The sequence below is a fragment of the Bacillus sp. 11C genome (assembly GCF_055486375.1).
Map to the genome: position 1 here is coordinate 221,562 of NZ_JBUPVZ010000002.1, position 12,507 is coordinate 234,068.

Genomic DNA, 12,507 nt, shown 5'->3' on the forward strand with positions numbered 1-12,507 from the left:
ACCTCTATTAGAAAATTTCCATTAATTTATCTAGTTCATCCAGCGTCAAGTCGTCGTCGCCAAGGTCACTCGGCGTCAGTTCCGTTCCATCTTGAGATAGACAATGTTCAATGATTCTGAGTAGATGGGCTTTAAAGCTGTCGCTGAATGTTTGTATCGTTTTTTCATGAAATTCAAGAGAATGATAGGCCAGTGACATCGTCAGTTTTCCGTTTTCGATATATCCGACAACATCGAGCGCGTTCGGTTTTTCTGTTTCCGGGCTTAACGACTGTCCTGACGGCAGCTCTGATCTCTTAAACAAGCCTGCGTCCGACATGTCATCGAACTGTCCTAAATAGTTAAAGCTGATATCCGGCTGAAGCGAGAACGCCACATCTTCTTTGTGTTCCGGCGCTGTCAGATAGCGCAGAATGCCGTATCCGACTCCCTTATTCGGTACATGTCTGATATCTTCTTTCATTTGCTTCAGCTGGTAGCCCAGATCATCCGCATGCTTCATATCGAGCACCATCGGGTACATGCTCGTAAACCAGCCGACTGTGCGGGAAATGGTCAGGTCTTCTATGATTTCTTCACGTCCATGCCCCTCTAAATGAACACTTACTCGATCCTGACCTGTCCACTCCTTCATCGCCAATCCGAATGCCGTCAGCAAAATATCATTCATTTCTGTGTGATATGCCTCATGCACCTTTGTGGTGAGCTGTTCTGTCTCTTCAGCAGTCAGCGAGAATTCGATTGTCTTTGTATGTTTCATTCGCTGATCACCAGATTCGCGATCCTTCGGAAGCTTTGCCGGAACAGTCTGTTCTTCAAGCTGTCTCCAATACTCTTTTTCTTTCAAAAAGGCTTTGGAATTCGCGAAGTCTTGCAATCTCTCCGCATACTCCGCAAATGAATGTGTTTTCTGCGGGAGAACCGGTTCATTGCCTTGCTCAAGCTGTGTATAAACCGCGGCGAAATCCTCCAGTAAAATCCGCCACGACACGCCGTCTACCACTAAGTGGTGAATGGCAAGGAGCAAGTGGTCTCCGTCTTCCGCTTGGAACAAGCCTGCTTTTAACAAGCCGCCTTCCTGCAAGTCGATGCTGCTCTGCAGCCGTTCCGCTTCTCTCTCTATACGGTCTTCATGATCTTTCGCTTGGCCCTCAATTTGGATGATCTCCAATTGAGCTAAAGCAGCATCAAGTCCTCTGTTATATTGAACGACCTCTTTCGTTTTCTCACGATAAACCATGCGGAGCGCGTCATGGTGTTCGATCAGCGCCTGCAACGTTTTCTCCACCCGTTCTGGGTCAAAGCCCTTCGCGGCGTGAAGCATCACCGATTGGTTCCAGTGGTGCTTGTTCGTGAAGTTCTTTTCAAAGAACCAGCGCTGAATCGGCGTCAGAATGGCTTCGCCTTCCACAGGCCCTTGGTCCGCCTGTTTACCTTCGGCACGCTCCACGTATTGGGTGAGCTCCTCGATTGTCGGATGCTGGAAGAGATCTTTCATTTCCAGCTTCCAGCCGTGCTGATTCAAGCGGCTCGCCATCTGAATTCCTTTGATGGAATCTCCGCCGAGTGAGAAGAAATTGTCACTGACACCGATCTCCGAAATGCCGAGCACGTCCTGCCAAATGCCGGCAAGCAGCTCTTCCATATCCGTTGCCGGTGCTTTGTATTCTCCGCTTCCCGCTTCGATGTCCGGCTCAGGCAAGGCTTTGCGGTCTACTTTGCCGTTTGCCGTAACCGGAAGTTCGTTTAGCGTCACCCAGAACGCCGGGATCATGTAATCTGGCAAGGTTTCTTTCAGTGCTGATTTCAGTGCTTCTATGTCAGCTGTTTCCGGTGTGACATACGCCGCAATCGCTGTATTGCCGCCTTTATCTTTGACAGCTGTTACCGCCGCATCCTGCACCTCGGAAAGCTGGGCGAGCTGGACTTCGATTTCTGAGAGCTCAATCCGATAGCCGCGGACCTTGATCTGCTGGTCGATCCGGCCGATGTATTCAATGCCGCCACCCGTCCATTTCACCAAATCGCCGGTGCGGTACATGCGTTCACCCGGCACAAACGGATCAGCGACAAACCGCTTCGCGGTTTCATCTTCTTTATTCAGATAGCCCCGCGCCAGTCCTCGCCCTGCCACGCAAAGCTCTCCGGCTACGCCTTCCGGCTGCACCTGATTGCCCCCGCCGAGAATATACACTCTTGTATTGGCGATCGCCTGCCCGATGGAAAGCGAGCCTTCCTCCGAATTGATTTCTGTGCTTGTGGCAACGACCGTATTTTCTGTCGGCCCGTAGTTGTTGACGAGCGTGTACGGCTTTTTGACCGCGCGTTTCAGCTTGTCCCCGCCTGTCAGTAATACGCGAAGCGATGTGTTCTCAAGCTCCATGAACTGTTCCGCCAGCTGTGTCGGCAGGAACGTGATCGTCACGCCGTGCGCTTCGAAGTAGTCGTTCAGGCGGACGATATCGAGGCGGATCGCTTCATCAATGACGTGAAGCTCGGCGCCGATTGTCCACGTCGGGAACATCTCCCAAATGGAAGCGTCGAATCCAAAGCCCGCGTACTTCGCACTGCGGTCCTCCGCTGTCATGCTGAACGCATCGTGGTGCCAGAAGCAGAGGTTCACAAGCGCATGGTGCTCAACCATGACACCCTTCGGCTGTCCGGTCGTTCCAGACGTGTAAATCATGTAGGCGAGGTTCTCCGCGTTTGCATCCGTCACTGGATTTTCCTCATCGTTTTCATCAAGCGGCAGGCTCAGAATCGTGCGGCTGCCATCAAGAAGAATGACCTCTCCCGTATAGCTGTCCGGCACTGTGATACCTTCCTGTTTCAAGAGAATTTTAGCGCCGCTATCTTGTAAAATATAGTCAATCCGCTGATCCGGATAGTCAGGATCAATCGGCACAAACGCCGCCCCCGCCTTTAAGACGCCGAGCACCGCAGCGGACATTTCAAGCGACGGCTTCGTGAGAACACCAACGCGCTCATCCGCACTGATCCCGCAGTCGATCAGAATCCGGGCGAGACGATTCGCCTTGGCGTTCAGCTCGCCGTACGTCCATGACTGGCCGCTGTATGTGACAGCCGGGCGGTCTTTGTGGCGCTGAGCCGTTTCTTCGAATAGCTGATGAACGGTTTTGTCTGTCGGCACAGGCAGCGTGTTGCCCTTCCATGCCTCAAGAAGCGTTTGTTTTTCTGTTTCGGTGACGAGTGACAGGCTGGAAAGCGGCTGGTTCGGATTGCCGGTGACTGCATCTAGAAGCTGCATCCAGTATTGCTTCCATCGTTCGATCGTTTCGGGTTTAAACAGCGCTGTATTGTACTCAAGTACGAACGTAAGCCCTCCGTCCGTTTCGTCAGCTGTCAGCGTGATGTCAAACTTGGCCGTTTTCCGTTCAAACGGATACGGTTCCAGCTGAATCCCTTTCATCGTTAGATCCTTGATATTTGCATTTTGCATCGAAAATACGGCATCGAATAACGGATTTCTGCTCGTGTCACGCTGCACCTGTACGTTTCCGATCAGCTCCTCAAGCGGATAATCCTGCGCATCAAAAGCATTGAGCGCGGTTTCTTTCACTTCACTAAGATAGTCAGCAAACGTCTTTTCACCCTTCGGATACGTACGCAGCGCCAATGTATTGACGAACATTCCGATAACGCGGCTGACGTCTGTTTGAGAGCGCCCGGCTACAGGTGAACCGACGATAATATCGTGCTGACCGCTTAGCTTCGATAAAAACGCACTGTATGAAGCCAGAAGCACCATGTACAGCGTGGAATCCGTTTCTTTTGCAAGTCTGCGCAGAGCATCAGCTTTTCCTGCTTCTAATGAAAATGCAATGCGGTCTCCCTCAAATGTTTGAACGGCAGGCCTGCTGCAGTCAGTCGGAAGCGTCAGCACCGGCAGCTCTCCTTCCAGCTCCTTCAGCCAATGCTCCTCTTGCTTCTTATAAAGCTCAGACTGGATGAACTGCTGCTGCCACACGGAATAATCCTTATATTGAATGCTGAGCGGCTCAAGGGTTTCTCCGTCGTACAGCTTCGAAAGTTCCTCAATCAGCACACCGACAGACGCACCGTCAGAAATAATATGATGCATATCGAACAGCAGCACATGCTCAGTGTCTGAATGCTTGATCAGCCCCATTCTGAAGAGCGGAAGCCGATCGATTTTGAAAGGCTTGATAAATTCAGAAACGATCCGCTCTGTCTCTTCTTCTGCGGCTTCGAAATAGGCCATCTCACACTCAGCTTCTTCCCAAATCCGCTGCACCGTTTCTCCATCTTTTATTTCAAACGTGGTTCTAAAGGCTTCATGACGCTGCATTAACTGCTGCATGACGCTGTTAAGCCTTTCAATATCTAGATCACCTGTAAGACGCAGAACCGCCGGCATGTTATAGCTCGTTTGCGCTCCTTCAAGCTGCTGGAGCACATACATCCGTTTTTGCGGCGAAGAAACAGGATACGTATCTTGTTTCTTTGCCGGGCTGATGCTGACGGCTGTCCCTTTTTCAGCAGAGGCTATCACCTGTGCTAAGCCCTCAACCGTCGGTGACTGGAAGAGATTTTTGAGTGACAGCTCAACACCCAGTTCCTGATGAATCAGGGCAAGCATCTTCATGCCTGCTAATGAATGTCCGCCGATATCAAAGAATTGGTCATAAACGCCGACCTTTTCAGCCTGAAGCACCTGCTCCCAAATGTTTGCGACTTTTTGTTCCGTTTTATTTCGAGGCGCTACATATGACACACCTCTTGAGACGCTGGCATCAGGAAGCGGCAGCGCTCTTCGGTCGATTTTTCCGTTCCCGGTCAGCGGCAGCTCGTCCATTTGAATAAACACAGCAGGAACCATGTAAGCCGGCAGATCCTTCGCCGCATACTCTCTCAGCTCTTGAGATGAGATTTCTCCCTCTGCAACAAAGTACGCGCAGAGCAGCTTGTCTCCCGCTCCTTGATCAACAGCAAGCACGACAGTCTCCTGCACGCGGTCGTGGGTTTGCAGCTGATGTTCGATTTCCCCAAGCTCGATGCGCTGTCCGCGAATTTTCACCTGATGGTCGATCCGTCCGATAAATTCGATGTCGCCATTCGGCAGCCATCTGGCAAGGTCACCTGTTTTATACATGCGTTCGCCGGGTGTAAACGGATGCGGAACGAATTTCTCCTCAGTCAGTTCGGGACGGTTGTAATAGCCTTTCACGAGGCCTTCGCCGCTGACGCAAAGCTCCCCGGCGATCCCGGCAGGCTGCGCGTGTCCCGCCCGGTCAAGGATGTATACTTCCGTATTGCTGACCGGTTTTCCAATCGGCACAGACAGTGTGTGCTCCTCCAATTCATCAACCGGATGATACGTCGCGAAAACCGTGCTTTCAGACGGTCCGTACATGTGAAGGAGCTTGCCTTTTCCAACCGTTTGCAAAGCCTTTCTGACATGCTCAACCGAAGCCCGCTCCCCGCCAAACATAATCTTGCGCAACGTTGCCAAGCACGCCGGATTCAAGTCGACAAGCAGGTGGAACAAAGCCGTTGTAATCATGAGTATGCTGATGTTCTCCCGCTCAATGACACGAGACAGGCGAGCCATATCCAAAACGGTTTCTTTCGGTATCAGCACAAGCTTGGCTCCGTTTAACAAAGAACCGAACATATCAAACATAAACGCGTCAAACACGTAATTGGAAAGCCCGAGAATCGTATCCTGTTCTGTAATGCTGAGATAATTCGTTTCCTTCACCGTGCGCAGAATATTGGCATGTGTCACGATATTTCCCTTTGGTGTCCCTGTCGTTCCTGACGTATACGTCAGGTTGGCCATTGTCGCTGAATGAAGAGGCAGTGCGAGATTTTGCGCATCAGCATGATAGCTTTCTTCCTCATCTGCAAGTACGATAACGCCGCCAAATTCGGCTTCTTCTGCTAAAGCCTTTAATTTTTTCTGGGTGAGAAGCACCTTCGCTCCGCTGTCGCGGAAGAAATGCTGCATCCGCTGAACCGGATGTTCCGGATCAATCGGAACATAAGCCGAGCCAGCTTTTAAAACCGCGAGAATCGACACAATCATGTCCATTGACCGCTCGCATAAGACAGCCGCTGTTCTTCCTTCTCCTGCTCCACAAGAAAGAATTCCGCGCGCTAAACGATTGGCCCGTTCATTCAGCTCGCGATAAGTGAGTGATTCGCCTTCATATTGAAGTGCAGGATAGTCTGGCGTTTTCGCCGCTTGCTCTTCAAACAGCTGAACAATCGTTTTGTCTTTCGGATAAAGTGTTCTTCCCGGGTTAAACTGTTGAATTTGCGAAGCAGCCTCCTCTTCAGAAAGAAGCTTGTATTCAGATATCTGTTTCTCAGGCTCAGCCGCGGCATCTTCAAGCACACGCGCAAAATGCGTAAGCAGCCTTTCAGCCGTGCTTTGTTTAAACAGCTTCGTGCTGTAGTCCAAATCAAGCTCAATGCCTTCATCTGTTTCTCTTGCCTGCATCGTCAAATCAAATTTGGCTATCTTGAAGTTGGTCTCATGAACAGACAAGGCCAGATCGCCGACAGACGGAATACCCTCTGTCGCATTTTGAAGGCTGAACATCGTGTCAAACAGCGGATGTCTGCTTACATCACGCGGAATGTTCAAGTCTTCAACAAGCCACTCAAACGGATAGTCCTGATGAGAAAAGGCATCCAGCACCTGTTTACGGACACGCGTGATCAAATGGGTAAACGTCTCGTCCTGCTTCACTTCACTGCGTATCGCAAGCGTATTGACGAACATCCCGACAATGCCCTCTGTATCAGAGTGGTTTCTGCCCGCTGACGGCGTTCCGACAATGATGTCATCCTGTCCCGTATACTTTGACAAAAGCGTATAGTAAGCGGACAGCATCACCATATACAGCGTGGCGCCATTTTGTTCAGCTAAACGATTTAAACGATCCTTTAATCCCACATCCAGCTTGATTGACACCCGATCCCCTTCAAAACTTTGAACAGGCGGTCTCGGATAATCGGACAGTAGCTGAAGCACCGGAAGCTCGCCCGCAAAGACTTCCTTCCAATACGCCCCGTCCTTCCGGTATCCTTCAGCAGCCTGGCCGCTTTGCCACACGGCGTAGTCCTTATACTGAAGACGAAGTTCAGGAAGCTGTTCGCCTTTGTATATCCGTGCTAACTCCTCCAAAATAATGCCGATGGACACACCGTCAGAAATCAAATGATGCATGTCAAACAGAAGCATATGACGGTTCTCTTCAAGCTCCATCAAGCCGATTCTGAACAGCGGCGCTTTCGCCAGATCAAATCTCCGTACGAATGAAGTCATTATTGCCTCATCGGAGCCGCCTCTTTCAATCACCTCGATGTTGAAATCGACGCTGTCATGAATTTTCTGACTCGGCGTGCTATTTTCAAGAACAAATGACGTCCTCAAAGACTCGTGGCGGCGGATTAACCCTTGAAATGCGCGCTCCAGCTTTTGAATCTCTAAAGGCCCTTCCAAAATCGCTGCCGCAGGCATGTTGTAGCCGACACCCGCATCCTCAAACTGGCTGACGATATAAGTTCGCTGCTGTGCCAACGAAAGCGGGTAATGCTCCTGTTTTTCAGCAGGTTCAATCGCTGCAAATTTCCGGCTTTCCCTGTGTTCGGCTTCCTCTGCAAGAGCCGCAATCGTCGGATGCTCAAACAAGTATTGAAGCGGGATGTCAGCGCCTGTTTCCTTATGAATCTTTGTTAAAAGCGTCATGGCCTTCAATGAATGTCCGCCCGTTTCAAAGAAATTGTCAAAGATCCCCGCCTTCTCAACATTCAGCACATCCTGCCAAATGGCTGCGATTGCGTTCTCCGTCTCATTGCGAGGCGCCGTATAGGCCGTGCTGCTGACCGCCTTCACCTCTAGTGCAAACAGTTGGCGGCGGTCAACTTTGCCGCTTGGCGTGAGCGGGATTTCTGTCATTTCAGTAAAGTAAGCCGGCACCATATAGTCAGGAAGCTGTCTGGCCGCGTGTTCCCGCAGGCTGGCCGGAGCAAACTTGCTGCCAGGCTTCTGTACAACATATGCGGAAACCTCAAGATTTCCCTGTTCGTCAGGACGTGCCAAAACAACGGCTTTCGAAACGTCCGGCGCCTGCTGAATCACAGCTTCAATCTCCCCAAGTTCAATCCGGTATCCGCGAACTTTGACTTGGTCATCCTCTCTGCCTAGATATTCGATTGTTCCATCTGGCAGCCAGCGCACCACGTCTCCGGTCCGATACATGTGGTCTTCTGGCACGAATGGATCTTGTAAAAACTTCTCAGCCGTCAATTCAGGCAAATGTAAATACCCTCGGCCAACACCATCGCCCGCGATATAAAGCTCGCCCGCCACGCCTTCCGGCTGCAGCCTTCCTTTTTGATCCAAGATATATAAGCGGTTATTCCCCAGCGCTTTCCCGATCGGCACATACGCTGATTGAACGGCATTCTCCGGGATAACCGGATGGAAGGACGCGTCAACACACGTTTCAGTCGGCCCGTACACATTGGTCAAACGCGGCGCCGCGCCTGCTTCTTTAAACAGCTTTAGCAGCTTGTCCGCAACAACAGACGATAGACCCTCTCCTCCGATCAGCATATGCTTCAGCTTGAGGCCGCTGAGATCACCCGCCGCGATCAGCATTTGCAGATGGGCAGGTGTTCCGTCCGTCGCTTCAATGCTGTGCCTGCGATAATATGCAGCAAGGGCAGATCCGTTCGTCACTGTTTTCTTCGGTACGATGTAAAGAGTCTGTCCCAAAAGAAGCGACGCGAAAATCTGCTTCACTGACGCATCAAAGTGGAACGGCGCAAGCAATGCCATCCGCAGCGTTTGGCTGCCGCTTTGGTAAACCGTCTGCTGCAAAGATTCAACCAAATGATGAACCTGGCGATGCTCGATCATAACGCCTTTCGGACGTCCGGTTGTTCCCGATGTGTAAATAATGTAAGCGAGGTTCCGTGCGTTCACATCTGCATTAAGGTTTTCGTCTGCACCTTCCTCAATCGCCTGATCGAAATCAATCAGCTCAGCACCAGTTGCAGGAGCCGCCACCTTCGATTCAGTCAGGATGACATTCGCACCGCAGTCCTCCAAGATATATTGAACGCGCTCCTCCGGAAATCCGGGATCAATCGGCACATAGGCTCCGCCGGCCTTTAAAATCCCCATGATAGACGTAATCATCCGTTCAGAGCGTTCAATCAGAACCGCGACAGGTCTGTCCGAGCCAACCCCTTTCTGTTTCAGCACATTGGCGATGCGTGCAGATTGTTCATGTAACGTTCGATAGGACAATGTTCGATCTTCAAACACAACCGCAGGATGATAAGAAAGCAGCTCAGCCTGTTCTTGGAACAGCTCTGGAATCGTCATATCCTTACGATAGCTGACAGATTTACCGCCGGCCCTCTCAAGCAGCTTTTCTTTCTCCGCTTCAGAAATCAGCGTTAATTCATCAATAGTATGATCTGGATGCCATAATGCGTTCTCGAGCATTGTCATCATGCGTTCACAAACAATGTTGATTTCTTCACGTGAAAACAAATCAGTGCGGTAATCAAAATCAATGGTGAGTTTCCCTGTATCCCATCGATCCTTTACATGAATCGAGACATCATTTAATCCGCTCCCGCTGAAAATCGGTTCAGTCAAAAAGGCAAGTTCTTCTTCTTTCTGCCACTGCATCACCTGATATTCCAGGGAAACCGTAAACAGCTTGGTCAGAGAGCTCTTTGTTTCACGCAGATCGTTGATTAGGAGGTTATACGGATACTTTTGGTGACGCAGCGTCTTCATGAGATCCTTCATCCGGTCTTTGACAAAATCTAAGAATGCCTGTCCGCCGTCTACGTTTGTACGAAGCGGAACTGTCGAAACAAACATGCCAAGCATCTGCTTCTCTTTCGCATTTGTCCGGTTGCCCATAAAGGTTCCCGTCACGACATCATTCTGGCCGCTGACTCTGTACAAATAGGCGGCGAGCACCGATTGAAACACCGCAAGAACACTGACCTTATTTGCCTCACAAAAGGACAGAATCTGCTGATGAAGCGCTTCAGGCACATCTTTAGAGAACCTCTCAGCATCTAAGCTTCCTCCCGCAGGAGCATTCCGCTTCAGGGAAACAAGTTCAGGCACCGATTCGAATTGCTTGTTCCAAAACGCCTTGTCCTTTTCAAACCGCTTCGATTGAGCATAGTCCTGTTCAGATAAAACATGATCGATAAATGAATGCGTGATTCCTTCGTTTGTTTCTGAACCGCCGGCTAATTCTAAATAAATGTGCATAATCGCATTTCCGAGAATATTCATAGAGATCCCATCAGAAATCACGTGATGAACATTTGCGTAAAACCACACTTCATTTTCCTTTATCGTGAACATGGAAAAACGGAACAAATCACAATCGTAAAGCGGCAAAGGCTTTTTCGTTTCCTCCCGGCTCCATTGTGAAATAGACTCTATCGCATTCGAATCTCCAGTGGTGTCAGTATGTTTTATATCAACAGGCCGATACTCGCTTATATATTGAACAGGCTCCCCGTTTTCATCGAGCCGCAAACGAAGGCGCATGGCGTGATTTCTGCGGATAAACTCTTGAATCGCCTGCTCAACCAGCACCCAGTCAACCTTTTCAGTTGAAACCAGCTTACCAATCCCCGCAAGATTTGAAATACTTGTATGAGGATAAAATTTTTCTGTATACCAAATTCGTTTTTGCGCATCCGTTAAAGGGTAAAAAGTTATTTCCATATTGTCATACCTCCCCTAATCTTCAATAAGCAGTGAACATGTGCAGCGTATTTCCCTTTCTTATCCATATAAGCGCTTAATTCTTATGAACTAACAGCCGAAAAAGCCCAAAGTACTACGCTTAAAAAGCAGTGGCGGCGTTTAACACAAGCGGATAAAGACCGCAAAACCCTTCATCCTAACCCGAAACATTTTTGGCTATTTATTCATTGTTTTCAATATTTTTTTACATTACTACCGTTCACTTTAAATGAAAAAAATGTTTTTATCACCGAAAAATAGGTGAAAAGTTTCATGCGGGATACCGAAAGATTCCAGTTTATTTACTGGGATATTTTTGCGGGATGCCGCAACAATTTCCACTTAACATTATTTACAGAAAAATAAAAATTCTTAAAACGTATTGCTCCTTTCAATTCCTTTAATTGCTGAAAGCCATTTACAATCTATACATCCCCTCTGTTACCGCGCAAAAACCGAAAAAAAAAGACACCCCTGCCTGCGAAGAGCGCCTTACAATGATTCCTTAATGACATTTTTATCGATATCAATCAATTCCATATAACCTTTCCCCCACTCATACATCGCATCAAGAATAGGCATCAGGCTTTCTCCTTGCGGGGTCAAGGAATATTCAACCTTCGGCGGGACAACCGGATACACTTCTCTGTGAACAATCATATCCTGCTCAAGCTCTCTCAGCTGATTCACGAGGATCTTCTGCGTAATATCAGGAATCAAAGCTTTTAATTCATTGAACCGTTTTGTACCTTCTTTTCCTAAATGCCACAAAATGAGCATTTTCCATTTACCGCCGATCACTGCAAGCGTTAATTCCTTCTCACAGTTAAACTTTTTGTCGTCCATCCGGCTCAAAAGTAATCCCCCCCTTAGCATACTTTTTATATGTTAGATACGTATCATCACTTACTTTTTTTGCAGACTCCTTTTTATTATACTCACTCATAAAACCAAGCGAAAGAAATCTGATTGCCTCTTCTCATAGTATCCTCCAAGTAACTAGTTGACTTTAAAGTGCCTACTTCTCATCAAAAGAGAGAACCTATAGAATGAAAAATAATTCGAAAAGGGAGTGGATCAACAATGGAATTACAGCTAGCATTAGACCTCGTAAATATCCCGGAAGCCATCGAGCTCGTCAAAGAAGTGGAACAATACATCGACGTGGTAGAGATCGGAACACCGGTTGTCATTAATGAAGGCCTCAGAGCCGTTAAAGAAGTAAAAGAGGCATTTCCGCAATTGAAGGTTCTAGCAGACCTCAAAATCATGGATGCCGGCGGATACGAGATCATGAAAGCGTCGGAAGCAGGCGCTGACATCATCACCGTTTTAGGGGCTACAGACGATGCAACAATTAAAGGAGCAGTAGAAGAAGCTAAAAAACAGAAGAAGAAAATCTTAGTGGACATGATTAACGTAAAAGATATTGAATCCCGTGCAAAAGAAATTGACGCACTCGGTGTTGACTACATCTGCGTCCACACTGGATATGATCTTCAAGCAGAGGGCAAAAACTCTTTCGAAGAATTAACGACTATCAAAAATACCGTTAAAAACGCAAAAACCGCAATTGCGGGCGGCATCAAAATTGATACATTGCCAGAAGTGGTCAAACAAAAGCCAGACCTTGTCATTGTTGGGGGCGGAATTACAAGCGCAGCCGATAAAGCGGAAACAGCTTCAAAAATGAAGCAGCTTATTGCCCAAGGATAATG

3 protein-coding genes are annotated in these 12,507 nt (G+C 48.7%); 1 reads left to right on the forward strand and 2 read right to left on the reverse strand.

Annotated elements, in window-relative coordinates; all coding sequences use genetic code 11:
• Positions 1–7: 7 nt before the first annotated feature.
• Both srfAA and hxlR read right to left on the reverse strand, forming a co-directional pair.
• Positions 8–10,768 (reverse strand): surfactin non-ribosomal peptide synthetase SrfAA, encoded by a 10,761-nt coding sequence (gene srfAA, locus ACY3LV_RS03815; protein WP_464863409.1) that lies wholly within the window; start codon positions 10,766–10,768, stop codon positions 8–10.
• 513 nt (positions 10,769–11,281) lie between these two features.
• Positions 11,282–11,644, reverse strand: coding sequence for a transcriptional activator HxlR (gene hxlR / locus ACY3LV_RS03820; RefSeq protein WP_087993172.1), 363 nt, complete (start codon positions 11,642–11,644; stop codon positions 11,282–11,284).
• A gap of 228 nt (positions 11,645–11,872) precedes the next feature.
• On the opposite strand from hxlR, the gene hxlA reads away from it, so the two are divergent.
• Positions 11,873–12,505 carry a 3-hexulose-6-phosphate synthase gene (gene hxlA / locus ACY3LV_RS03825; RefSeq protein WP_087993171.1) on the forward strand — a complete coding sequence of 211 codons (633 nt, stop codon included), beginning with the start codon at positions 11,873–11,875 and terminating at the stop codon, positions 12,503–12,505.
• Positions 12,506–12,507: the final 2 nt, after the last annotated feature.

Coding starts and splice junctions, on each gene's coding strand:
- srfAA (WP_464863409.1), bottom strand. CDS start 10,768: ATGGAAATAACTTTTTACCCTTTAACGGATGCGCAAAAACGAATTTGG.
- hxlA (WP_087993171.1), top strand. CDS start 11,873: ATGGAATTACAGCTAGCATTAGACCTCGTAAATATCCCGGAAGCCATC.